This is a genomic window from Variovorax sp. GW822-FHT04A09 (genome assembly GCF_058801005.1).
This window is the reverse complement of the sequence record NZ_JBXAMV010000001.1, coordinates 1,365,158-1,388,688: the sequence shown is the minus strand read 5'-3', so window position 1 is coordinate 1,388,688 and position 23,531 is coordinate 1,365,158. Positions and strand designations below refer to the sequence as shown.

The window sequence follows — 23,531 nt, the reverse complement described above, 5'->3', positions numbered from 1 at the left end:
GCGCGCGACCTGGCGTGCTGATCGGTCCATACCATGGCAAGCCTCTGGCCCTGGCTGGCGGTGGCGGGAATGGGCGTCCTGCACGGCCTGAACCCCACCACCGGCTGGATGTTCGCCGCCGCCTGGGGCCTGCGCTCGCACGACCGGGCGCAGGCGCTGCGGGCGCTGTGGCCGATCGGCGTCGGGCACGTCGCCTCGGTGGCGCTCGTGGTCATTGCGGTGGCCTTCGGCCTGTCGATGGACCGGGGCCTGCTGCAGCGGCTGGCCGGCGGGTTGTTCGCGGGGGTCGCGCTCGTTCACCTGTCGGGGCACCTGCCCGCCATGGCGCGTGCGCCGGCGGGGCATGCGGGGTTGGCGCTGTGGTCGTTCATGATGTCCACCGCGCACGGTGCCGGGCTGATGCTGGTGCCGGCGCTGATCCCGCTGTGCATGGGCGATGCAGCGAAGGGCGCGATGAGTGGCTCGCTCGTGCCGGCGCTCGCGGCCGTTGCGCTCCACACGGCGGCGATGCTGGCCACCACCGGGCTGATGGCCGTCGGCGTCGGGGCGGGCGTGGGCTGGCTGCGGCGCTTCACACGGCGATCACCTGCGATGCCGCACTGAACGCGCGATGCGCGCAAAGCGCATAAGCAAACGCGAAAACCGGCGTTCCATTCGAGCGGCCTGCGGCGCAACACTCGAAGGCTCTCGACCCCACAGGCCTTCGGATGCCCGGTACCTTCACTTCCCCGCGCAAGCGGCTCGGCTTCTTCAGCCGGCTGCTCGACGATGTCCCCGCCGCCGAGCGCTACCGCCTTGTCACCGCGCAGATCGCCCACGCCGAGGCCTTCGGCTTCGATTCCGCGTGGGTGGCGCAGCACCATTTCCATGAGCACGAGGGCGGCCTGCCGTCGCCCTTCGTCTTCCTCGCCCACGTCGCCTCGCGCACGCGGCGCATCCGCCTGGGCACAGGCATCGTCACGCTGCCGCTGGAGAACGCGGTGCGCACGGCCGAAGACGCGATCGTGCTGGACCTGCTCTCGGGCGGCCGGCTCGAAGTGGGCGTCGGCACGGGCGGCACGCCGGCGTCCTTCGCGGCCTTCGGGCTGGACAGCGACGACCGCGCGGCGCTGTTCGAGCGGCAGCTCGCCACGGTGCGCGACGCCTGGGCCGGCCGGCCGCTGCCCGGCGGCGACACGCTGTACCCGGCGGGTGCGCAGCTGCTCGGCCGGCTCTGGCAGGCCACGTTCTCGGTGAGCGGCGGCACGCGCGCGGGCACGGCCGGCGACGGGCTGATGCTTTCGCGCACGCAGCCGCGTACCGCGCAGGCGCCCGATGCATCGCTGGCCGACCTGCAGGACCCCATCATCGACGCCTACCTGGCCGCACTGCCGCCGGGGCGCACGCCGCGCATCGTGGGCTCGCGCAGCGTGTTCGTGGCGGACACCCGCAAGGAGGCGCTGCGCCTGGCCGAGACCGGGCTGCGCCGCGCGGTGGTGCAAGCCGCCGCCACCGGGCAGATCGGCTTGGCCGACCGCGTCCGCGCCGATGCGCCGCTCGAGCAGCTGATCGCCGCGTACGACGTGCATGTCGGCGCGCCCGACGATGTGATCGCCTCGCTGCGCGCCGACCGCACGCTCGCGCGCGTGACCGACCTCGTGTGCCAGGTGCATTCGGTCGATCCGCCGCACGCGGCCATCCTGCGTTCCATCGAACTGACCGCCACGGTCGTCGCACCCGCCTTGGGCTGGGCGCGCGATACGGGCGTGCCGGACCTTCAATCGCTTGCGCTTCTCTAGGCTGTTGTTTCCATGAATGCCGTTGTTTCTTCTTCTCCCCTTCCCGAGGCTGTCGACGTGATCGACCAGCTGGTGGGCATCGCGCCCGGCAGCGCGCTCGACCGCCTGCGCGCGCAGCGCGAGCAGGCGCGCACGCAGGCGCAGCAGAGCTACCTGGCGCTGTTCGCGCCGACCGAGCCCGTCGCCGGGCACTTCGAGATCGCAGACCGTTTCGCTGTCGCGACCTTCGTCGCCGGATTGCATGGGCAGCCCGAGGTGGCGCGCTTCTATGCCGAGGCCTTGGCGGGGCAGGGCGTGGCGAGGGCCATCGAGGCCGAGGTCGCACGCGGTGCCGCGCAAGGGCCGTATGGCCGCTATCCGGAAGGTCCGCTCAGCGTGGAAGACGCGGCCGGCCCCGTCTACGCCGTCGATGCGGCGCAGCGCGCGGTGCTCGGCGAGCGCCTGTCGGCCGGCCTTGCGCATGCGCACCTGCTCGTCTTCCACCCGCGCGACGCCAGCCCGGCCGCGCTGCAGGCGCTGCTCGACGCGGGATGGCGCACCACCGAGATCGTCACCTTGTCGCAACTGGTGGCGTTCCTCGCGTTCCAGATTCGCGTCGTCATCGGCCTGCGCGCGCTGGCCACCCCTTCTGCATGAGCGCCCCATGAGCACCGAATCGACCCTGACCCATCCCGGCAACACGCACCCGCGCACCTTCACGCAGGCGCAGCTCGAATGGCTGCCCTGGCTCGAACCGCTGCCGGAAGACGAGCTGACCGAGCGCCACTACGCGGGCCTCGTGGACGCCTCGCGCGCCAAGTCGCCGTACTTCCGCCTGCTGGCGCGCGACCCGGACATCCTTGGCGCGCGCACCCGCACCGACAAGGACATCTTCTACAACCCCGACGCCGGCCTGCCACGCGCCGAGCGAGAGCTCTCGGCCGCCGCGGCCTCGCGCTTCAACGGCTGCATCTACTGCGCATCGGTGCACGCGCGTTTCGCCTCGCACTTCTCGCAGCGCACGGACGACGTGCAGCGCCTGCTCGACGAGGGCGTGCAGGCCGACCTGGGCGCGCGCTGGAATGCGATCGTGCAGGCCTCGGTCGCGCTGTCGGCCACGCCATCGACCTTCGGGCCTGCGCACGTTGACGCCTTGCGCGCGCAAGGGCTGGACGACCTGGCGATTGCCGACGTCGTGCATGGCGCGGCCTTCTTCAACTGGGCCAACCGCCTGATGCTCTCGCTGGGCGAACCGCAGGCGCCTGCTGCCACGTAGGCCCGCGCGGCCGCGCGCAGATTTGTTGCGGCGGCAAGTGAGCGGGATCACAGTCGGGCGTGCGGCGTGCCCTTGGGTCGGCACGATGACCCGCATGCACACCGACGCTCCTGGGTACGCAACGACACGCCACGGCCGCGCGCCCGCGCCCGGACCGTTTTTCGGCAATCCCTTCATCCGTTGCCGATGCGGACTGGCCGGCCTGGAACGCATCCACCGACGGCCGTGGATGAAGTTCCTGCCCGGCCTGCGTTTCTATCGCTGCAGCAGTTGCGGCAAGCCGCAATTGGCGCCGAAGCGCGCGGTGCGCGACGCGGTCATTGCGCACAGGAGCGAGCAGCAGAACCAGCGCTAGCTGGTGTGGTGTCCCGCAAATAGCTGCGCATGAAATCGCGCCTTTCACGCCAGGGCGATGTTGCAAATCCTCGCCAGGACGCTGCTGGCGCTCAGGCGTCTTCGTCCGACGTCTTCGCTTGCAACTGCTGCTGGCGTTCGGCAATCGCCATGTCGCGCGCCACCTCGTAGCCGAGCGTGCGCACCGAGAACGAGCGGCTCACGCTGCCCTTGCCCGCCGTGTAGGTGATCGCCACCCAGTACCCGGGATGGCCCGCGCGCGGCGTCTTGAACTGCACGCCGCTGACGCCGCTCGTGTTGTTGCGTCGCACGATCTCCGACTTCGAGCGCTTGGGCGGCAGTGCCGCTTCGTCGTCGGGCGGCGGGCGCCGGCGGATGGCTTCTTCGGCGGGATGCAGCCGCGCGAGGCCGACCATGCGGCCGAGCTGGCGTTGCCGTTCGCCGATGGCATGCGCGCGGGCCGCGGGGCCCCAGTCGGCGAGGTCGAATTCGGCGCGCAGGATTTCCTCGTTGCCGAGGTAGGTCTTGGCCAGCCAGGCCACCGGCTTGCCTTGTGCGGACAAGCGGCTGAAGACGCCGGGCTCGCCCGTCTTGTTGTTGCTGCGCAGGGTCTGCGCGCGGTCCTTGCGCGCGACCGGCGGATGCTCCTTCACGATGGTGTCGCGCCAGGCCTGGGCGCGTCGCAGCGCCTGCTGGGGGCCGCCGTAGCTGGCGTGGCCGAAGAGGCGCGCGTAGCGCACGCCGTTTCGCACGAGCGACACCTCGAAGCCCCAGGGGCGGGGCGAAATGCCATACATGTCGACGGGGTTCGGAATTCCTTTGGGCATCGTCGGTGCTGTCCTTGTGTCAGGGCCGATGAGGGCGGCGCGTCATGGCGCTTCGGGGCTGTCGCCGTTCCAGGCACAGAGTTCGTCGGAGAGCTCGTGGGCGTCCGGCGGCAGGCTGCCGAAATCGGTCGAGGCGAAGGTCGGCGGCACGTGCACGCCCTGGTCGTCGCGGCGCACCAGCCCGCGGCTTTCCATGTCGCGCATGGTCTTGTTGACGACCTCGCGCGAGAGCCCCGAGTACGACGCGATCACCGCCTGCGTGATGCGCTTGTCGTAGCCGCCCGTGGCGGCCGGCGCCAGCTGCGTCAGCTCGTGCAGCACGCGGCTCACGAGGCTTTCGGACGACAGCGACGAGATGCGGCGCAGCTGCCCGCGCACCATGGCGACGCGCTTCATCGCGATCTCCAGCAGGCCCATGGTCACCTCGGGGTACAGCGCGCACAGCCGGCGCACCGCGGCCACCGGCAGGTGGTAGACCGACGAGGGCAGGGCGGCCACCAGCGTCGAGGTGGCCTGGTAGCTGTTCTCGCCCAGCGAGGGGCCGAGGAAGAAATCGCCGCGGCGGATGAAGTCGGTCGTCACGTCCCTGTCGACCGCGCGCAGCAAGCCTGTGGCCACGCAGTAGATGCGGTCGGTGTGCGTGTCCGCCTGCAGCACGATCTCGTTGCGCCGGTAGGAATGCAGCGCGCTGCTGCGAATCAAGGCGGCGCGCTCGTCGGGCGGCACGCTGGCGATCAGGGGATGGAGATACATGGCCAAGGGGGTTGCGAGACCATCGGCGGTTCGTTCTCATGGGCGAATCCACGGGCGGCGGTCAAGGAACAGGACGGTGCGGCGTCCCCGGGGCGACTCGCCATCGGGCGCCCCTTCGCCGGGCCGGGCTGCGATGGGCTGAAGGCGGCAAGGCCATCTCAGCCGGGCTGGAGCTGCGCGAACAGCGTGTCGATCCGGGCCCGTTCCTCGGCACCTCGCAGACAGCGCTCGCGCAGCCACAGGGCATCTCCCTGCCGCGCGATGCGCAGGTCGTACACGTGTTCGATGTCGTCCACCACGACGTCGCTCGCAGGCCGCGCCCTGGCCGTGGGCGCGGGATGCGGTTGTGCGGCCCACAGCGCCAGTTCGATCTCGGCCGGGCTCATCGGGCCGCTGTCGCGCAGGGCGATCCAGTCGGCATGCAGCTGCGGCTGCGCGGCGATGCCCTTCACGAGGATCGGCTCGCGCCCGAGCGCGGCCAGCAGGTCGTCCAGCCGCGCGTGGCGGGTTCGCAGCAGAAAGCAGTCGTCGCGCAGGCAGCTCAGGTCGGTGTCGCCCGACGGCGGGAAGGCCGCGAAGAGTCGGCGCCGAATCTCGCGGCTCACACCCGCCGCCACCTCCGGGCCGTCGGTGTCGGCCAGTTGCGCCAGGTTGGCGATGAAGACCAGCGCACACACCCGGTCCGCCGGTGGGGGAGACGAAGGCCGCACCACTTCGGCATCGCGGCGCAGCGCTGGCAGGCAGGACGCCAGCGCTGCGCGCCATCGCGTGCCGAAAGGTTCGAGTTCCGTGAAAAACAAGGCAGCCATTTCATCCCCAGTAGAGAGAGTTCCGGTTGACGTTCGATCCGAAGGAATGCTAAGAATCGCGCCCTTCTTTGACATTCGCTTTCGCGGCGCGGATGTGTCGCGAGTCACATCCGGATGCAATTGCCCGCCGCGAGCGCCGGCCGAAGGGCGAAGCGGGCCCGACCGACATGCCGACCGGCGATCGGCAAGGCGTGAAACCGTGGCTTGCGCCGGTCGGCGCGGTGCGTCATCCCCCCGAACACCCGGGCTGTTATCTCTGTTATCGTTTGTAAAAATTATCCGAGGTCCACGCGGACCTGTCAGGAAAAAAATCGGGAGTTCCCGTTCGTGACCCGCGGCTTCTGGCGTGGCGCCGGCTGCATGGAGGAAGAGGGGCGTGCCGCATGTCCGACACCGACAGTCGCATCCAGCGCTTTCACACCGGCATGGTGTCGCGCAAAGACGGGTTCGCCTTCTGGGCCGACGAGATCGGCCCGCACGTGGGGCGGCTGGACAGCCCCGAGCGCAGCCACTTCCAGCAGGAACTCACCATCGTCGACACGGCCGGGATGGCCTTCATGCGCGTGCACGGCAGCGGCGCGACCATCGAGCGCACGGGCCCGAGCCAGCTCATGGGCGCCGAGGTCTATCCCTATCACCTGCTGATCAAGCTCGACGGCGGCCTGGCCATCAGCGAGCAGCGCCAGCGCATCGAACTGGCCGCGGGCGACATGGTCCTGATCGACTCCTGGCAGCCGCTGCGCCTGCGCTCGACCGAGGCCACCAACTCATGGACGCTGGGCCTGTCGGAAGCGGTGGTGAACCGCTGGCTGCCGCATGCGGACCAGTCCACCGACCTGCGGCTGGCCGGCGCCAAGGGCTGGGCCGGGATGCTGTCGGGCTACCTGCGGGCGCTGGACGTCGAGCACCTGTGCAGCATCCAGAGCCCCGCGCAGCGCCAGCTGCTCGGTGAGCACCTGATGTCGATGCTGTCGTTCTCGCTGGAACAGAACGGGCTGAGGGCGCAGCCGGGTGCGCTGGGCGAGCGCGTGTCGCCGCGCGACGGCGACCTGCACGCCCGCATGCGGGCCTGGATTCGCGAGCACCACGCCGACACCGAGATCGACGCGCAGAAGCTGGCTGCCAGCTTCAACGTGTCGGTGCGCTACGTGCACAAGGTGTTCGCCAAGGCCGGCCGCGGCATGACTTTTCTCGAAACCCTGCAGAACGACCGGCTCGAGGCCGCGGCCCGCATGCTGCGCAGCCCCGAGGGCGCGCGCAGGTTCGTCGCCCAGGTCGCCTACGACTGCGGCTTTGCGGACCCGGCCTACTTCGGCCTCGTCTTCCGCAAGAAGTACGGCTGCACGCCGCGCACCTTTGCCCTGCAGCAGGGGCAGGCCGCGGCAGACGGCACGTTGCTCGTCAGCTGACCGGCGCGCCGCCGGCCCGGCCGCCCTGGCCGGTGGATGGGTGCATGGCGTGGCCGCCGTGCCCGATCCTCATATTTCTGTTCTCTTCATTCATACCTGTGAACTTTATTTGGGAATAGATTCACTTCCCAAGGAATTGCGCCGGCTGGAAATGCATTCGTAAAAAAATGCGTCTGCCTTCAACAATTCAGAGCAATTTATTCCTGAAGGGTTGAATGATGAAAGTCGATTTCCCCGCCAACGGGGCAAAAATAGAAGTTTGTGACGCCACGGTGTGCAAGGTAATTTTCAATGTTTGAGCAAAACTCCCCGCACATTGCAGTGTTGGACCCCTCTCCCCGAACGCGGTGGCACGCCAGTCGTGCCGTCAAGATGCTGGGTTATACGCCCGTCGTATTTGCGCATGTCGACGAATTGATTTCGCAGGTGGCGCCCGGCGGTAATTTCGAGGCGATGCTGCTTTCAATTCCCTCGGCACCCGACGACGTACAAAAACTCGTGGGCCAGGTGCGTGAAACGCTGCGTTATCACACGCCATTGATCATGAGCGCGCGCAAGCGGCAGATCCGCGGGTTGTCGCTGTTGCACGCCGGCCCCGACGACGCCGTGCTGCCGGAGCCGTCGACCTTCGAGGAGATGTACTTCATGCTCGAATTCTTCCTGCGCCAGCGCAACCGGCCGGTGGTGCCGCGCAGCCTCGACTGGCAGGAGTTCAGCCTGTTGTCGCCGTTCGACATGGTCGACGTGGCCGGCACCGAGATTCGCCTGACGCCGATCGAATTCGACCTCGCGGCCGAATTCTTCCGCCACATGAACCGGCCGCTGGACCGGGAGCACCTGGAAATGATCGGCTGGCAAAGCGGCGTGGCCGCCGGCTCGCGCACGCTGGACGCCAACGTGTCGAAGCTGCGCCGCAAGCTCGGGTTGTATGTCGACCAGCCGCACGGCCTGTCGCTGCACGCGGTGTGGGGCATGGGCTATCAATTGAGCCAGCTGGGCAAGCGCGAGGCGCCCGGCACCTGGACGTTCCCGGCGGATTTCCGGGTGGCGTCGGCCGCGCCGTCGCAGCTGTCGACCTGAACGGCGATTCAGCGCGCGGGCGACGGCTGCTGTGGCGGCTGCGCCAGCACCCAGCGCGCGAGCACCTGCGCGTCGGCCTCCGACACCAGCGACTGCCGCGGCATGATCACGCGGCCCCAGGTGCCGACGCTGCCGTTGCGGATCTTCTCGGCCAGCCGCGCCGGCGCGGCGGCGTCGCCCCGGTAGCGCTCGGCGATCTGCGCGAAGCCCGGCCCGACCTGCTTGTGCACCAGGCCATGGCAGGCCATGCAGGCGTTCTTGCGGGCCAGGTCGACAGCGGAAAGTTGCGGCTGCTGGGCTGCGGCACCGAAGGATGCGGCAGCGAGTGCGATCGAGAGAAAGTGGGGCGCGGAAAGCCGGGGAATACAGGGCATGGAGGGGAAACCGGGGAGGGGTGAAAACTGTACCTTGCCCAGTCGCAGGCCCCGGATCGCCGCCCGAATGCCCCGTCTGGAGGTCGTCTCTCATTCGCGACAAGTCGATTCAAGAGTAACTATATGTATGGTTAAATCCCTCGCAACTACCGCGAAGAGGACGAGGGATTCCCATGAAGCTGCCGCTCAGCATTGCATTGGCCACCGTGGTTCTGGCCGGATGCGCCAGCGCACCGCCGCCCGGGCCCGGCCAGGGCACCGGCATGTCGTACGTGCCGATGGTGGCCATGGAAGGCGTGGACAAGGTGCGCTACGACAGCGACGTGGCCGACTGCCGCACGGCCGCCACCCGCATCACCGCGCGCAGCGAATCGGGTGACGCCATGTGGGCCGCGCTCGGCCTGGGCCTGATCACGGTGCATGGCCAGGGCATCGTCGCCGCGGCCTCCTACACCGGCATCAGCGCCGCCGTCATCGACTGGAACACCCGCCCCAGCAGCGCGCTGATCGCCGAGCACCAGCAGATCGCCATCGTCCATTGCATGGCCAAGCGCGGCTACCGCAACCTCGACCCGAACGTGCAGGACACGTTCTACGGCAACACCTTCAACCCCGTGCTTGCGCTCAAGCCGCGCCGCACGGGCATCGACACCTACAACGTCGAGCGCCTGGCCAAGGCCGGCCGCTGCAATGTGCAGCCGCGCGCCGAGCTGACGGCCAAGGGCCCGGGCTACGAGAGCTACAGCGTGCCGTGCACCACCGGCGTGGCCTGGGCCGTGCGCTGCGAGTTCGGCAACTGCCGCGTGCTGGCGCAGACGCCGATGCGCCCGGCGGCGGCACCCGTGCGCCGCTCCTGAGCCGGCCGCTCCACCTCCAGGCTCACTTCACGACCATGCCCTTGAGCGCCGGGTCGGGCGGCGGGGCCTTCAGCTTCATGTCGCGCAGCGTCTTCACGAGCAGCTGCGCGATCATCATGTTGCGGTGCCGCTTGCTGTTGGCCGGGATCACGTGCCACGGCGCATGGTCGCTCGAGGTGGCGGCCAGCGCGTTCTGATAGGCCTTCTGGTAGTCGGCCCACTTGGTGCGCACCTCGAGGTCGCCCATGCTGAACTTCCATTGCTTGCCGGGCGTGTCGATGCGGGCCTGCAGCCGCTCGCGCTGCTCGTCCTTGTCGATGTGCAGCATGCACTTGACGACGATGGTGCCGGTCTCGGTGAGCAGCCGCTCGAAGTCGTTGATCTGCGCATAGCGGCGGCGGGCCTCGTCGCCGTCGATCCAGCCTTCGACCACGGGCACCAGCACGTCCTCGTAGTGGCTGCGGTTCCACACCATGATCTCGCCGGTGCGCGGCACGGCGGCGTGGCAGCGCCAGAGGTAGTCGTGCGCGCGTTCGTCCTCGCTCGGCGCCTTGAAGGCCGTCACCCGCACGCCCAGCGGCGAGGTGCGCGAGAACACCCAGCGCACCGTGCCGTCCTTGCCGCTGGTGTCCATGCCCTGCAGCACCAGCAGCACCTTGCGCCGGCCTTCGGCATGCAGCACGTCCTGCAGTTCGTCGAGCTCGACGGCCAGGGTGTCGAGCTCGGCGCGCTGGGCCGACTCGTCGCCCGTGAGAAAGGGCGAGTCGTCGGGGTCGATGCGCGAGAGCTTGAACTTGCTGCCGACGCGGTACTTCTTGAACTTGGACATCTGCGGACGCTCCGTCAAAAAAGAAACGAAGCCCGCAGGGTACGCGAATCAGCGCTGCGGGCGCCCGCGTGGAGGCGGGTGGTCGTCGTCGCCGTTGCTTTCGTCGATCGACGCGCTCCAGCGGTTGTCCCACTCGGCCTGGTGGCGCACGCCGTCGATCTCGCGCCGGTCGCGCTTGGTGGGGCGGCCCTGCTCGATGGCCAGGGCCGGCTCGCTGCCCATGCGGCGCTGCTCGCGGAAGGCGGCCTGCGCCGCCAGGCTCTCGGGCGTTTCCTCGTACAGCTGCTGGGCCACGGGCGCCGGGCCGCGCTGGCCGCTGAGGCCGCGCACGGTCACGGTCCGCGTGAGCGGGCCCAGGCGCATCGCGACGGTGTCGCCGGCCTTGACCTCGCGCGAGGCCTTGGCGACCTCGCCGTTCACCTGGATGCGGTTCTTGCCGATTTCGTCCGCGGCCAGCGAGCGGGTCTTGAAGAAGCGGGCGGCCCAGAGCCACTTGTCGATGCGCAGACGGTCCATGAAGGTCGGAAAAGAAAGGTCAGCCATTGTGGCGCGACAGCGGCAGCCGCACCACGGCGTCGAGCCCGGTCACGCGGTCGGTGCCGCCGGGGTTGGGTACCGTGCGGTTGTCGAGGCTGATGCGTCCACCCAGGGCCAGAACGATCTCGCGGCAGATCGCCAGGCCCAGGCCCGAGCCGCTCGCGGTGTTGCCGGCCGAGAACGGCGCGAACAGGCGCTGGCGCAGCTCGGCGGAAATGCCCGGGCCGTCGTCGCGCACGGTGAGCACGGCCTCGTCGCCCTCGGCCTGCACGCGCACCGAGAGCGGCGCGCCGGCGGGACTGTGCTTGATGGCGTTGTGCAGCAGGTTGCGCGTGAGCTCCTGCAGCATCCACTGGTGCGCGCGCACGGTCACGGCGTCGTCGGCGGCCAGCTCGAAATCGAGCGCCTTGTCGGCCACCAGCGGCGACAGGTCGAGCGCGATGTGGCGCACCACGTCGCCCAGGTCGAGCAGCGCCGATTCGGGCTGCTGGCGCAGCTGCTCCACCTTCGCCAGCGACAGCATCTGGTTGGCCAGCGTGGTGGCGCGCTCGACGGTCTGGCTGATCTCGACCAGCGCCTGCTCGGGCGCTACGTCGCCGCGGCGCGCCGACTGCACCTGCGCCTTCAGCACCGCCAGCGGCGTGCGCAGCTGGTGGGCGCTGTCGCGCACGAAGCGCTTCTGGTGGTCGAGCAGGCGTTGCAGCCGGCCCATGACCTCGGTGGTGGCGTCGATCAGCGGGCGCAGCTCGGCCGGGGCGCCGGGCGCGTCGATGGGCGAGAGGTCGTCTTCGGGGCGCCGCTCGATGGCTTCGCCGAGCTCGCGCACCGGCCGCGTGGCGCGCTGCACCACGACCACGGTGACCAGCGCGATCACGCCCATCAGCAGCAGCTGGCGCCAGAGCATGTCGAGCAGCAGCTTGCGCACGAGTGTTTCGCGCAGTTCCAGCGTCTCGGCCACCTGCACCACGGCCATGCCGCGGCCGCGCGCGCTGGCCACCGGCTGCAGCATCACGGCGACGCGCACCGGCTGGCCGCGGAACTCGGCGTCGTAGAAATCGACCAGCGCCGCATACGCCCCGCGATCGGGGATGCGCCCGCGCCAGAAGGGCAGCTCGGCAAAGCCCGAGACCATCTCGCCGTCGAGCGCCGACACCCGATAGAACAGCCGGCTGCGGTTGTCGGCCTCGAAGGCCTCGAGCGCGGAGTAGGGCACGATCGCGCGCAGCCGCGCCATGTCGTCGTAGCCTTCCACGTCGAGCTGCTCGCCGATGGTCTTGGCCGAGGCCAGCAGCGTGCGGTCGTAGGCGGTGGTGGCGGCCGCCAGGCTCTGGCGGTACAGGCTCACGCTGTTGATCACGACGAACACGGCCACCGGCACCAGGATGCCGAGCAGGAGCCGCGCGCGCAGGGACGACATCGTGCGCCGCAGGGCCGCCCTCAAGTCTCGGCCCGCAAGAGATAGCCCAGGCCGCGCATCGTCATCAGCACGGTGCCGGTACCCACCAGCTTCTTGCGCAGGCGGTACACGACCACCTCTATGGCCTCGTACTGCACCTCGGATTCGCCCGGGAACACCAGCTCGAACAGGCGCTCCTTGGTGACCGCGTGGCCGGGTTTCATCATCAGCGCCTTGAGCAGCGCGAGCTCGCGCGGCGTGAGCTCGAGCAGTTCCGAGCGGTGGTACACGGCGCCGTTGTCGGGCTCGAAGCGCAGGCTGCCGACCTCCAGCGGGTTCAGCGTGGGGTCGGGCCCCGCGCTCAGGCTGCGCCGGCGCAGCGCGCGGATGCGGGCCTCGAGCTCGTCCAGGTCGAAGGGCTTGGGCAGGTAGTCGTCCGCGCCGGCGTTCAGGCCCATGATGCGGTCGCCCACCGTGCCGCGCGCGGTCAGCAGCAGCACCGGCGTGCGCAGGCCCTCGGCGCGCGCCTGGGCCAGCACCTGCAGGCCGTCGACGTGCGGCAGGCTCAGGTCGAGCGCGACCACGTCGGGCTCGACGGCGCGCCACTGCGCGATCGCCTGCGCGCCGTCGCCGCAGATGCGCACGTCGATGCGGCGGCGCCCGAGGGTGCGCTGCAGGGTGATTTGCATCGAGGGGTCGTCTTCGACGAGCAGCAGCTTCATACGGGCAGGGGTCGGTACTTCGGTGTTTTCCCCAGTCTGGTGGACAGCCAACTGACAGCGGGGCGGCGCATGATAGCGGCTCAGGTCCAAGTCAGGTTCCATCCGTTCCCAAGTTCTCAGGAGACACCAACGATGCGTCGCGATACCTTTTTGAAGTCCCTGGCCGCACTGGCCGCTGCCGGCGCCTTGCCGCTGTCGGCGCGCGCTGCCGCCAACGTCAAGATGATGATCCCGGCCAACCCGGGTGGCGGCTGGGACACCACCGGCCGCGCGCTGGGCAAGGCCCTGACCGACGCCAAGGTGGCCGACACCGTCGCCTACGACAACAAGGGCGGTGCCGCCGGTGCGCTGGGTCTGGCCCAGTTCGTCAACGGCTCCAAGGGCGACGCCAACGCGCTGATGGTCATGGGCTCGGTCATGCTGGGCGGCATCATCACTGGCAAGCCGCCGGTCAACCTGTCGCAGGCCACGCCCATCGCGCGCCTGACCACCGAATACAACGTGTTCGTGCTGCCGTCGAACTCGCCCTTCAAGACCATGAAGGACGTGGTCGAGCAGCTCAAGAAGGACCCTGGCAGCGTGAAGTGGGGCGGCGGTTCGCGCGGCTCCACCGAGCACATCGCCGCGGCCATGATCGCGCAGAAGGTCGGCGCCGATCCGTCGAAGATCAACTACGTGGCCTTCCGCGGAGGTGGTGAAGCCACCGCCGCCATCCTGGGCGGCAACGTCACCATCGGCGGCAGCGGCTACAGCGAGTTCGCCGAGTACATCGCCGCCGGCAAGATGAAACCCATTGCTGTCACCTCCGCCCAGCGCCTGCCGGGCATCAATGTGCCGACCCTGAAGGAACAGGGCATCGACGTCGAGATCGGCAACTGGCGCGGCGTGTACGGCGCGCCCGGCATCTCGGCCGAGCAGCGCAAGGCCCTGACCGACATGGTGCTGGCCGCGCTCAAGAGCCCGTCGTGGGCCGAGTCGCTCAAGAAGAACGACTGGACGCCGGCCGTGCTGTCGGGCGACGCCTTCGCCAAGTTCGTCGACGACGACTTCGCCAGCCTGCGCGCCATCATGGCCAAGTCCGGCATGGTCTGAGTTTGAGTTTGAGTCGCCCCCAGGCTGCGCGCACTTCGTGTCGTGCACGCCAACCCCCTTCCGGGGGCAACACCCGCGGCCCGGCAAAGCCGGCTTGCGGTGTTTCTGGAAGGGGCCTTCTTTTTCCCCACGACTGCGGGAGCAAAAAATGACAACTCCAGAATCCTCGGTCTCACATTCCGCTGAGGCCACCTCCGGCGCGGCCCGCTGGCCGCAATACGTCGTCGGCCTCGGCGTGCTGCTGACCGGCGCTGCGCTGGCCTTCGGCGCCATCGGCATTTCTTCCGAAGCCGGCTACGGCGGCGTCGGCCCCAACTTCCTGCCCTGGATGATCTCGATCGTCCTGATGGTCTGCGGCGCGTGGATCACCTGGGAAGCGTTCAGCGGCGGCTTTCGCGAGCTCGACGCCCCCTCCGGCGCCGACACCGCCTACTGGCCCGGCTTCATCTGGGTGGCGGCGGGCCTGCTGCTCAATGCGGCGCTCATCACCAGCATCGGCTTCATCCTGAGCTGCGCGCTGTGCTACCTGCTGGCCGTGCAGGGCCTGCGCCGCGCCGCCGGGCAGGCCAAGGTCAACGCACCGGCCACCTGGGTCACCGACTTGGTGACCGGCCTGGCGATCTCGGCCCCGGTCTTCTGGATGTTCACCAAGTTCCTGGCCATCAGCCTGCCGGGTCTCACCAGCACCGGCTGGATCTGAGCGGAGCCACGCCAAATGGATATCTTCAACGCACTGATGACCGGCTTCGCGGCCGCGATCACCCCCATCAACCTGCTGTGGTGCCTCATCGGCTGTGCCCTGGGCACGGCCGTGGGCGTGCTGCCCGGCATCGGCCCCGCCGTGGCGGTGGCGATGCTGCTGCCGATCACCGGCAAGGTCGACATCACGGCCTCGATGATCTTCTTCTCGGGCATCTACTACGGCGCCATGTACGGCGGCTCGACCACCTCGATCCTGCTGAACACGCCCGGCGAAACCGCCAGCATGGTCACGGCGATGGAGGGCAACAAGATGGCCAAGAGCGGCCGCGCGGGCGCCGCGCTCGCCACCGCGGCCATCGGCTCCTTCGTGGCCGGCACCATCGCCACCGTGGTCGTCACGCTGTTCGCGCCCTTCGTGGCCGACTATGCCGTGCGCCTGGCGGCACCCGAGTACTTCCTCTTGATGCTGCTGGCCTTCACCACGGTGAGCGCGGTGCTCGGCAAGAGCACGCTGCGCGGCATGACGGCGCTGTTCGTCGGCCTGGCCATCGGCTGCGTCGGCCTGGACCAGATCACCGGCCAGGGCCGCTACACCGGCAACATGCCCGAGCTGCTCGACGGCATCGAGATCGTGCTGGTGGCGGTGGGCCTCTTTGCGGTGGCCGAGGTGCTGTACGCCGTGCTGTACGAAGGCCGCGTGGTCGAGGGCCAGAACAAGCTGACCCGCGTGCACATGACCGGCCGCGACTGGAAGCGCTCGATTCCCGCCTGGCTGCGCGGCGCGGCCATCGGCACGCCCTTCGGATGCATTCCGGCCGGCGGCACCGAGATCCCGACCTTCCTGAGCTACGCCACCGAGAAGAAGCTCGCGAAAGACCCGCAGAACAAGGCCGAGTTCGGCACCACCGGCGCCATCGAAGGCGTGGCCGGCCCCGAGGCCGCCAACAACGCCACCGTGACCGCCGCGCTGATTCCGCTGCTCACGCTGGGCATTCCCACGTCGAACACCACGGCCATCATGCTGGGCGCGTTCCAGAACTACGGCATCCAGCCGGGCCCGCAGCTGTTCACGACCTCGGCCGCACTGGTCTGGGCGCTGATCGCCTCGCTGTACATCGGCAACCTGATGCTGCTGGTGCTCAACCTGCCGATGGTCGGCCTGTGGGTGAAGCTGCTCAAGATCCCGAAGCCGCAGCTGTACGCCGGCATCCTGATCTTCGCGACCGTGGGTGCGTACGGCATGCGCCAGAACACCTTCGACCTGTTCCTGCTGTTCGGCATCGGCCTGCTGGGTGTGGTGATGCGGCGCTTCGACTTCCCGACCGCCCCCGTGGTGGTCGGCATGATCCTCGGCCCGCTCGCCGAAGCCAACCTGCGCAACGCGATTGCCATGGGGCAGGGCAGCCCGATCGTGTTCTTCCAGCGCCCCGAGTCGATCGTGGTGATCATCGCCATCGTCGCCGTGCTGGTGCTGCCGCGCCTGGCCAAGCGCATGAGCGAACGCAAGCTGAAGCGATTGGCGCAGCTGGACGCCTGACGCGACCGACCTTCCTTTTTCGGTTCACATGCCGCGGGCGATTGGCGCCCGCGGCATTTTTTTTTGAATGCGCCTGCGGCGCCAAGGGGCTTGGCTGCGCAGTCATCACCGCGTCGCCGCATGTCCCCAGAATGGCGGCTTCGTTCGGGGTACCGCTTGCATCGCCCGCATTCCATGCCCGGTACGGCAGGGGTGTGACGAGGTATTCCCATGAAGAGTCCACAGACTCTGGCCTGGCTGCTGCTTGCGGCCAGCGTGGCGGCGGAAGTCGCCGGCACCATCGCCCTTCGCCACGCCGAAGGTTTCACCCGCCTGTTGCCATCGCTGCTCACCGCCGCCTGCTACGCCGGCGCGATCTGGCTCATGTCGCTCGCGGTGCGCGTACTGGATGTGGGGCTGGGCTACGCGGTCTGGGCCGGTGCCGGCACCGCGCTGATCGCGGTCGCCGGCATGGTCTGGTTCGGTGAAGCGGTCACGCTGACGCGCGTGGTCGGCCTGCTGGCCATCGTGGCAGGCGTGGTGGTGCTGAACATCGAGGCGCGGTAGCGGGCCCACCGCTGCCCGCGCTCGGAGGTCTCAGCGCTGCGGCGCCTCGACCAGGTCGTCGTCGATGTGCGGATCGGCCGGCTGTCCGCGCACCTTGCGCACGGTGCGGCGGATCCAGTGCTCGATGTCGTCCACGTAGGTGAACACGGCCGGCACCACCAGCAGGCTCAGCACCGTGGAGGTGATCAGCCCGCCGATCACCGCCATCGCCATCGGCGAGCGGAAGCTCGAGTCGGCGGTGCCGAAGCCCACGGCAATCGGCAGCATGCCGGCGCCCATGGCGAGCGTGGTCATGATGATGGGCCGCGCGCGCTTGTGGCAGGCGTCGCGCAGCGCGTCCCAGCGGCTCATGCCGTGGTCGCGGCGCGCCACGATGGCGTACTCCACCAGCAGGATCGAGTTCTTCGTGGCGATGCCCATCAGCATGATCAGGCCGATCAGCGAGGGCATCGACAGCGCCTTCTGCCCGATCAGGAGGCCCACGAAGGCGCCGCCCAGCGCGAGCGGCAGCGCGCACAAGATGGTCACCGGGTGCAGGAAGTCCTTGAACAGCAGCACCAGCACGATGTAGATGCACAGCACGCCCGTGAGCATCGCCAGGCCGAAGCTGGCGAACAGCTCGGTCATCACTTCGGCGTCGCCCACCTCGGCGATGCGCACGCCGGGCGGCAACTTCTGGATCGAGGGCAGGGCCTCGACGGCGGTCTTGGCGTCGCCCAGGCCCACGCCCGACAGCTCGATCTCGAAGTTGACGTTGCGCGAGCGGTCGTAGCGGTCGATGACGGCCGGGCCGCCTTCCATCGTGAGCGAGGCCACCTGGCTCAGCATGACGGGGCCGCGTGCGCCCGGCACCGACAGGCGCCCGATGAGGTCGAGGTCTTGCCGCGCGGAGTCTTCGAGCTTCACCACGATCGGCACCTGCCGCTGCGCGAGGTTGAGCTTGGCCAGCGCCTGGTCGTAGTCGCCCAGCGTGGCCACGCGCAGGGTCTCGGCGATGGCCGAGCTGGTCACGCCCAGGTCGGCGGCGCGCGCGAAGTCGGGCCGCACGGCGATCTCGGGGCGGATCAGGCTCGCGGTCGAGGTGATGTTGCCCAGGCCGGGAATGGTGCGCAGGTCTTTCTCGACCGCGCCGGCGGCGGCCGACAGCGCCACCGGGTCTTCGCCCGTGAGCACCAGGATGTACTTCTCGCCCGAGCCGCCCAGGCCCACGGTGCTGCGCACGCCGGGCAGGGTCTCGAGCGCGGTGCGGATCTCTTTCTCGATCACCTGCTTGCGCGGCCGGTCGCCGCGCGGGTCGAGCTGGATCGTCAGCGTGGCCTTGCGCGTCTCGGGCGTGCCGAAGTTCGCGAACGGGTCGCCGCCGGCGCTGCCGCCCGCCACCGTGGTGTAGACGCTCTTCACGTGGTTGATCTTCATCACGCGGCGGCGCGTTTCCTCGGCCGCGGCCGTGGTCTGCGCCAGCGTGGAGCCCGGCGGCAGCGACAGGTAGACCTGCGTCTGCGAGTTGTCGTCGGCCGGGATGAAGCCGGTCTTGAGCAGCGGGATCATTGCCAGCGAGCCGAAGAAGAAGAGGGTGGCCATCACCATCGTCTTGAAACGGTTGTGCGTGCTCCACGTCACGGCGCGCATGTACCAGCGCAGCCAACCCGGCTCCTTCTCGGCACCGACGATCGGCTTGAGGATGTAGGCCGCCATCATCGGCGTGAGCACCCGCGCCACCACCAGCGAGGCGAACACCGCGAGCGAGGCGGTCCAGCCGAACTGCTTGAAGAACTTGCCGGCCACGCCGCTCATGAAGGCCGTGGGCAGGAACACCGCGATCAGCGTGAAGGTGGTGGCGATCACGGCCAGGCCGATTTCGTCCGCCGCCTCCATGGCCGCCTGGTAGGGCGACTTGCCCATGCGCAGGTGGCGCACGATGTTCTCGACCTCCACGATGGCGTCGTCCACCAAGATGCCGACCACCAATGAGAGCGCGAGCAGCGAGATCACGTTGACCGAGAAGCCCAGCAGGTACATGCCGACGAAGGCCGGAATCACCGACATCGGCAGCGCCACGGCCGAGACGAAGGTGGCGCGCCAGTCGCGCAAAAAGAGCCACACCACGATCACCGCGAGGATGGCGCCCTCGTACAGCAGGTGCAGCGAGCCGTCGTACTCTTCTTCCACCGGGTCGACGAAGTTGAAGGCCTCGGTCAGCTCGATGTCGGGGCGCTGCACGCGCAGGTCGGCCAGCGCCTTTTGAATGGCGCGGCCCACTTCGACCTCGCTGGCACCGCGGCTGCGGGCCACTTCGAAGCCCACCACCGGCTTGCCGTTGAGCAGCGCGGCGGCGCGCGGCTCGGCGATGGTGTCGCTGATGCGCGCCACCTGGTCCAGGCGGATGCGGCGGCCGTCGCTCAGCGCGATCTGCATGTCGGCGAGCTGGTCGGCCGACTGCACGGTGGCCATGGTGCGCACCGGCTGTTCGCTGCCGCCCAGGTCGATGCGCCCGCCCGCGCTTTCGGTCTGCACCTGGCGCAGCTGGCGCGAGATGTCGGCCGCCGAGGCGCCCAGCGCCTGCAGCTTGGCCGGGTCGAGGTCGATGTGCACCTGGCGCGTGACGCCGCCCACGCGGTTCACCGCGCCCACGCCGGGCAGCGCGAGCAGTTTCTTGGTGATGTCGTTGTCGACGAACCAGCTCAGCGCCTCGTTGTCCATGCGCGACGAGGCGATGGTGAAGGCCAGCACCGGCTGGGCCGCGAAGTCGAGCTTGGTGACGACCGGGTCGCGCACGTCGGCGGGCAGGTCGGCGCGCACCTTCTGCACGGCCGAGCGCACGTCGTCCACGGCCTCCTGCACGGGCTTCTCGAGGCGGAACTCCACGATCAGCGTGGCGGCGCCGTCCTGCACCTTGGTCGTGATGTGCTTCAGGCCCTGGATGGTGGCGATGGAATTCTCGAGCTTGCGCGCGACGTCGGTCTCCAGCTGCGAGGGCGCGGCGCCCGGCAGCGAGGCCGAGACGGTGACGGTCGGCAGGTCGATGTCCGGGAAGTTCTGCACCTTCATGGCGTTGAACGACAGCAGCCCCCCGAAGGTGAGCAGCACGAACAGCATCACCGCCGGAATGGGGTTGCGTATGGACCAGGCGGAAACGTTCATGGCGTGTTCCTTGTGTTGGCTTATTTAGGCGAAGGGGCGGAGGCCCCCGCCTTCGCCGGGGTGGCGGCCGCGGCGGCCGCGGGCGTGGCATCCACCACGCGCACCAGGTCGCCGTCGTTGAGGAAGCCCGCGCCTTGCACCACGATCTGCACGCCCTCGGGCAGGGCGCTGGTGATCTCCACGCGGTCCTTCAGGCGGCGGCCGGTCTGCACCTTGAGCTGCGCCACGCGGCCGTCGGGCAGCAGCGTGAAGACGTTGTTGAAGCCGTCGCGCGGCACGATCGCGCTTTGCGGCACGGTCGGCGCGGAACTGCGGCCGAGCTCGAAGTCGCCGCGCGCGAACATACCGGCCTTCACGCCGGTGTTCTGCTGCACGTTGGGCAGGTCGACGTAGACCAGCGCCGCGCGCGTCTGCGGATCGACCGTGGGCGCGATGCTGCGCACCGTGCCCTTCACCTGCGCGCCGCTGGCGCTGACCACGAAGGCCGGCGTGCCCACGGCGACGCGGCCCAGCTCGGCCGAGGTGACTTCCGCGCGCCATTCGAGCCGGCCCTGGCGGATCAGCCGGAACAGCTCGGTGCCGGCGCCCACCACGCTGCCCACCGTGGCGGTGCGCGCGGAGATCACGCCGTCGTCGGGCGCCAGCACCTGCGTGTTGCGCCCGCGCACCTGCTGCGCGGCCAGCACGGCCTCGGCCGCCTCGGCGCGCGCCTTGGCGGTCTGCTCGGTGGTCTGGTACTGGTTGATCTGCTGCTGGCTCAGCGCGCCCGTGGCCTGCAGCGTGCGGGCGCGCGCGGCGTTGCCGGCGGCGTCGGCGGCCGAGGCGCGGGCCTCGGCCAGCGAGGCGCGTGCCTGCGCGATGTCGGCCTGCACCGTCTCGGGCGAGAACACCGCGAGCACCTGGCCCTTCTTCACGGTGTCGCCCACGTTGACGCGCACCTCGGCCAGCTTCAGGCCGTTCGATTCGGAGCCGATCACGGCCTCCTGCCAGGCCGCCACGTTGCCGTTGGCCGCCAGCGTGACGGTCAGCTCGGTGGCTTCGGGCCTGGCGACCGAGACGGTCAGGGCCGGGCGCTGCGCGGGGCCTTTTGCCGCAGGCGCGGCCTTGTCGTCGGCCGGCTTGCGGGTGAGCCACAGGCCGGCGGCGACAACGACGATCAGCGCCAGCAGCGCGAGGACAAGGGTGGAACGCTTCATTGTTTTCATGGCGACGTCGCGACCTTGGCGGCCGGGGTGGTGGTCATAGAGGACGATGCTTCGGCGGGGCGGCTCCAGCCGCCGCCCATCGAGCGGTACAGGGAGACCCAGGCTTCGGTGCTCTCGCGCTGCAGCGAGACGCGCGCGGTCTGCGCGGCGAACAGCGTGCGCCGCGAATCCTCGAGCTCGAACAGGCTGGCCAGGCCGCTGCTGTAGCGGGCCTGGGTGGCGTCGAACGAGGCCTGGTAGTTCTTCACCGCGCTGTCGGCGTCGGTGCTGCGCGCGGTGGTGGCGTCGAGGTTCACCAGGGCTTCCTCGACCTCGCGCACCGCCTGGCGCACGTTGGCGCGGTAGAGCGACACGGCCTCGGTGTAGCGCGCCTTGGCCGCCTCGGCGTTGGCCGCGCGCGCGCCGCCGTCGAGCAGCGGCACGGTGAGCGACAGCGGCCCGACCGTCCAGGTGTCGAGCGATTCGCGAAAGCCGCTGGTGCGGATCTGCATGCGGCCGATCGAGCCCGAGAGCGTGAGCTTGGGGTAGCGCTCGGCCTCGGCCGAGCCCACCTCGGCGCTGGCCGAGGCCACGCCGAGTTCGGCCGCGTACACGTCGGGCCGCTGCGAGAGCGCCTGCGCCGGCACGCTGGCGATGGCGCCGACCACGGGCAGCGCGCGCTGCGTGGGCGAGGCCGCGAGCTTCTGCGCGAGCGTGGGCTCGTCGAGCCCGCTGAGTGCGACCAGTGCCTTGCGCTGCACCGCGCACAGGGCGCGCTGTTGCGTGAGGCGGCCCGAGGCGTCGGAGGCACTGGCACGCGCGAGTGCCGCATCGGCCGGCGCGGTGAAGCCGGCGCGCGCCGACAGGTCGGTGAGCCGCGCCGTTTCGCCGCGCGACTTGGCGTCGGATTCGGACACGTTCAATTGCTGCTGGCAGGCGCGTTCGGCGAAATAGGCGTTGGCCGTTTCGGCCGCCACGGCGACGCGGGCGTCGTGCCACTTGGCGGTGGCGCTGTCCAGCTTCTGCTGGGCCGCGTCGCGGTCGGCGCGCAGGCGGCCGAACAGGTCGATCTCCCACTTCGATTGCAGGCCGGCCTGCAGCGTGGTGACCGGCGCGGCGGCGGCGCTGCTGCTGCTACTCGAAGAGCCGCCCGATCCGAACGACGAGCCCGAAACTCCGCGGCTGGCCGACGCCGTGCCGTCCAGGCTGGGCAGCAGCGCCGCGCCGGCCTGCACGCGCGTGGAGCGCGCCTCGGTCACGCGCGCCGCGGCGCTCGCGAGGTTGGGGCTGGCGGTTTCGGCGGCGGCGATCAGCTCGACCAGCAGCGGATCATCGAGCTGGCGCCACCACTCGGCCAGCGCGGCGAGCGAGCCGCCGTGGGGCAGGGGCGCGTGCCATTGAGCGGGGAAGGGCGCCTGCACCGCGGCGGGCGGGCGCGTCAGGCCGCAGCCGGCAAGGCCGAGGCCCAGCGGCAGGCTCAGAACAAGGGCAATCCGTCGGAGTCGTCTCATGGCTTCTTTCTCTGCTCGGCGGCCACCTGGCGGCGGCGTGCGGTTTCGGCCTGGACCAGCGCCATCGCGTAGCCCGTGAGCCGGTCGGCCCAGGTGTCGATGGCGCGCGGCGTGCGCAGCAGCGACGGGCGCAGGGCCTCGATGAAATCCTGGCTCACGTACAGCTGCATCGACAGCCCGGTGATCGCGAAGGTCAGGCGGTGGATGTCGTCGTCGGCGCGCTCCACCTGCAGGTGGCGGCACAGCAGCTCGACGATGGCGCGGTGCGGGCCCTTGATGTCGCGCTCCAGTTCCTTGGCCCACTGGCTGGTGGGCTCCAGCATCTCGCGCATGTGCAGCTGGATGCACTGGCGCACGATCTCGCCCTGCTTGAGCGGATCGATCATGGCCGCCATGCAGATGCGCAGCGTGGCTTCGAGCGACTGGCCGGGCACGTTGCAGGCGGCCACCAGGTCGTTCGAATCGCTGCCCATCGGCTCGTTGAAGGTGGCGGAGTACAGCCCCTCCTTGTCGCCGAAGTAGTAGCTGATGGCCGAGACGTTCACGCCGGCCTCGCGCGCGATCTCGCGGATCGAGGTCTTGGCGAAACCGTTCTGGGCGAACAGCCGCAGCGCGGTGTGCAGCAGGCGGTGGCGCGCCTCGGCGCCGTCGCTGCGGGGGGCGCGGCGCGGCGAGGGCACGGGCGTTGGCGTGAGGGGATCCCTGGCGTTCATCGGCGCGATTAGAGCATGATTGAAATCAAACGATTGATTTACTTAAGGCTTGCTGAAGGCTTTTGTTTTTGGTTGCATGTGGGCCTGCGCGCGGCAGGGGCGGGGGCCGCACACAGTACGATCCG

24 protein-coding genes are annotated in these 23,531 nt (G+C 69.6%); 12 read left to right on the top strand and 12 right to left on the bottom strand.

The features are described 5' to 3' along the window. The first annotated feature begins 33 nt into the window (after positions 1 to 33). The 5 genes from AC1RLW_RS06275 (at position 34) to AC1RLW_RS06255 (ending at position 3,388) form a co-directional block, all read left to right on the top strand. Positions 34 to 603 (top strand): hypothetical protein, encoded by a 570-nt coding sequence (locus AC1RLW_RS06275; protein ID WP_493192496.1) that lies wholly within the window; start codon positions 34 to 36, stop codon positions 601 to 603. Positions 604 to 707: 104 nt separating this feature from the next. Continuing rightward, positions 708 to 1,778 carry a putative FMN-dependent luciferase-like monooxygenase gene (locus tag AC1RLW_RS06270; RefSeq protein WP_493192495.1) on the top strand — a complete coding sequence of 357 codons (1,071 nt, stop codon included), beginning with the start codon at positions 708 to 710 and terminating at the stop codon, positions 1,776 to 1,778. Positions 1,779 to 1,790: 12 nt separating this feature from the next. After that, positions 1,791 to 2,414, top strand: a complete 624-nt coding sequence (locus AC1RLW_RS06265) for a CMD domain protein (protein WP_493192494.1) — start codon at positions 1,791 to 1,793, stop codon at positions 2,412 to 2,414. Between the two features lie 7 nt (positions 2,415 to 2,421). After that, the gene (locus AC1RLW_RS06260; RefSeq protein WP_493192493.1) at positions 2,422 to 3,033 is read left to right on the top strand and encodes an alkylhydroperoxidase domain protein; all 612 of its coding nucleotides are present in this window, start codon (positions 2,422 to 2,424) and stop codon (positions 3,031 to 3,033) included. 94 nt (positions 3,034 to 3,127) lie between these two features. Continuing rightward, positions 3,128 to 3,388 (top strand): hypothetical protein, encoded by a 261-nt coding sequence (locus AC1RLW_RS06255; RefSeq protein WP_493192492.1) that lies wholly within the window; start codon positions 3,128 to 3,130, stop codon positions 3,386 to 3,388. Between the two features lie 91 nt (positions 3,389 to 3,479). Here the strand turns inward: AC1RLW_RS06255 and AC1RLW_RS06250 are convergent, their stop codons facing one another. The 3 genes from AC1RLW_RS06250 to AC1RLW_RS06240 form a co-directional block, all read right to left on the bottom strand. Then, positions 3,480 to 4,214, bottom strand: a complete 735-nt coding sequence (locus AC1RLW_RS06250) for an AP2 domain-containing protein (RefSeq protein WP_493192491.1) — start codon at positions 4,212 to 4,214, stop codon at positions 3,480 to 3,482. Between the two features lie 42 nt (positions 4,215 to 4,256). Continuing rightward, positions 4,257 to 4,967 carry a Crp/Fnr family transcriptional regulator gene (locus AC1RLW_RS06245; protein WP_095745057.1) on the bottom strand — a complete coding sequence of 237 codons (711 nt, stop codon included), beginning with the start codon at positions 4,965 to 4,967 and terminating at the stop codon, positions 4,257 to 4,259. A 158-nt stretch (positions 4,968 to 5,125) separates the two neighbouring features. Then, the gene (locus AC1RLW_RS06240) at positions 5,126 to 5,776 is read right to left on the bottom strand and encodes a hypothetical protein (protein ID WP_493192490.1); all 651 of its coding nucleotides are present in this window, start codon (positions 5,774 to 5,776) and stop codon (positions 5,126 to 5,128) included. A 383-nt stretch (positions 5,777 to 6,159) separates the two neighbouring features. On the opposite strand from AC1RLW_RS06240, the gene AC1RLW_RS06235 reads away from it, so the two are divergent. Next, positions 6,160 to 7,185, top strand: a complete 1,026-nt coding sequence (locus tag AC1RLW_RS06235; protein ID WP_157755034.1) for an AraC family transcriptional regulator — start codon at positions 6,160 to 6,162, stop codon at positions 7,183 to 7,185. Positions 7,186 to 7,476: 291 nt separating this feature from the next. Beyond that, positions 7,477 to 8,265 carry a winged helix-turn-helix transcriptional regulator gene (locus tag AC1RLW_RS06230; RefSeq protein ID WP_095745059.1) on the top strand — a complete coding sequence of 263 codons (789 nt, stop codon included), beginning with the start codon at positions 7,477 to 7,479 and terminating at the stop codon, positions 8,263 to 8,265. Positions 8,266 to 8,273: 8 nt separating this feature from the next. On the opposite strand, the gene AC1RLW_RS06225 is transcribed toward AC1RLW_RS06230, so the two are convergent. Continuing rightward, positions 8,274 to 8,639: a c-type cytochrome gene (locus tag AC1RLW_RS06225; protein ID WP_493192489.1), complete on the bottom strand. Its 366-nt coding sequence runs from the start codon at positions 8,637 to 8,639 to the stop codon at positions 8,274 to 8,276. Positions 8,640 to 8,812: 173 nt separating this feature from the next. Here AC1RLW_RS06225 and AC1RLW_RS06220 point away from each other — a divergent pair, with 173 nt between their 5' ends. Beyond that, a complete protein-coding gene (locus AC1RLW_RS06220; RefSeq protein ID WP_493192488.1) occupies positions 8,813 to 9,496 on the top strand; it encodes a hypothetical protein in 684 nt (227 codons plus the stop codon). A gap of 22 nt (positions 9,497 to 9,518) precedes the next feature. Here AC1RLW_RS06220 and AC1RLW_RS06215 read toward each other — a convergent pair whose 3' ends face one another. The 4 genes from AC1RLW_RS06215 to AC1RLW_RS06200 are packed head-to-tail and all read right to left on the bottom strand — an operon-like array spanning position 9,519 to position 12,980. Beyond that, on the bottom strand, positions 9,519 to 10,325 hold the full coding sequence (locus AC1RLW_RS06215; RefSeq protein ID WP_493192487.1) for a PPK2 family polyphosphate kinase: 807 nt from the start codon (positions 10,323 to 10,325) through the stop codon (positions 9,519 to 9,521). A gap of 48 nt (positions 10,326 to 10,373) precedes the next feature. After that, positions 10,374 to 10,841, bottom strand: a complete 468-nt coding sequence (locus tag AC1RLW_RS06210) for an RNA-binding S4 domain-containing protein (RefSeq protein ID WP_062481157.1) — start codon at positions 10,839 to 10,841, stop codon at positions 10,374 to 10,376. Positions 10,842 to 10,860: 19 nt separating this feature from the next. Then, the gene (locus tag AC1RLW_RS06205; RefSeq protein ID WP_172438295.1) at positions 10,861 to 12,279 is read right to left on the bottom strand and encodes a sensor histidine kinase; all 1,419 of its coding nucleotides are present in this window, start codon (positions 12,277 to 12,279) and stop codon (positions 10,861 to 10,863) included. 20 nt (positions 12,280 to 12,299) lie between these two features. After that, on the bottom strand, positions 12,300 to 12,980 hold the full coding sequence (locus AC1RLW_RS06200) for a response regulator transcription factor (RefSeq protein WP_062481159.1): 681 nt from the start codon (positions 12,978 to 12,980) through the stop codon (positions 12,300 to 12,302). A gap of 132 nt (positions 12,981 to 13,112) precedes the next feature. On the opposite strand from AC1RLW_RS06200, the gene AC1RLW_RS06195 reads away from it, so the two are divergent. The 4 genes from AC1RLW_RS06195 to AC1RLW_RS06180 all read left to right on the top strand — a co-directional run bounded on the left by AC1RLW_RS06195 (position 13,113) and on the right by AC1RLW_RS06180 (position 16,857). Then, positions 13,113 to 14,072, top strand: a complete 960-nt coding sequence (locus tag AC1RLW_RS06195) for a Bug family tripartite tricarboxylate transporter substrate binding protein (RefSeq protein ID WP_070060440.1) — start codon at positions 13,113 to 13,115, stop codon at positions 14,070 to 14,072. Positions 14,073 to 14,220: 148 nt separating this feature from the next. Then, positions 14,221 to 14,772, top strand: a complete 552-nt coding sequence (locus tag AC1RLW_RS06190) for a tripartite tricarboxylate transporter TctB family protein (RefSeq protein WP_493192486.1) — start codon at positions 14,221 to 14,223, stop codon at positions 14,770 to 14,772. A 15-nt stretch (positions 14,773 to 14,787) separates the two neighbouring features. Beyond that, positions 14,788 to 16,311 carry a tripartite tricarboxylate transporter permease gene (locus tag AC1RLW_RS06185; protein WP_095745061.1) on the top strand — a complete coding sequence of 508 codons (1,524 nt, stop codon included), beginning with the start codon at positions 14,788 to 14,790 and terminating at the stop codon, positions 16,309 to 16,311. Between the two features lie 210 nt (positions 16,312 to 16,521). Then, positions 16,522 to 16,857, top strand: a complete 336-nt coding sequence (locus AC1RLW_RS06180) for a DMT family transporter (RefSeq protein ID WP_369632617.1) — start codon at positions 16,522 to 16,524, stop codon at positions 16,855 to 16,857. 30 nt (positions 16,858 to 16,887) lie between these two features. On the opposite strand, the gene AC1RLW_RS06175 is transcribed toward AC1RLW_RS06180, so the two are convergent. The 4 genes from AC1RLW_RS06175 to AC1RLW_RS06160 are packed head-to-tail and all read right to left on the bottom strand — an operon-like array spanning position 16,888 to position 23,406. After that, a complete protein-coding gene (locus tag AC1RLW_RS06175) occupies positions 16,888 to 19,998 on the bottom strand; it encodes an efflux RND transporter permease subunit (protein ID WP_487847104.1) in 3,111 nt (1,036 codons plus the stop codon). Positions 19,999 to 20,018: 20 nt separating this feature from the next. After that, on the bottom strand, positions 20,019 to 21,203 hold the full coding sequence (locus AC1RLW_RS06170) for an efflux RND transporter periplasmic adaptor subunit (protein ID WP_493192485.1): 1,185 nt from the start codon (positions 21,201 to 21,203) through the stop codon (positions 20,019 to 20,021). Then, positions 21,200 to 22,693 (bottom strand): efflux transporter outer membrane subunit, encoded by a 1,494-nt coding sequence (locus AC1RLW_RS06165; RefSeq protein WP_493192484.1) that lies wholly within the window; start codon positions 22,691 to 22,693, stop codon positions 21,200 to 21,202. Before AC1RLW_RS06165 ends, AC1RLW_RS06170 begins: the two co-directional genes overlap by 4 nt. Further along, complete coding sequence (locus AC1RLW_RS06160; RefSeq protein ID WP_070060446.1) at positions 22,690 to 23,406, bottom strand: TetR/AcrR family transcriptional regulator; 717 nt, start codon at positions 23,404 to 23,406, stop codon at positions 22,690 to 22,692. Before AC1RLW_RS06160 ends, AC1RLW_RS06165 begins: the two co-directional genes overlap by 4 nt. Positions 23,407 to 23,531 lie beyond the last annotated feature (125 nt).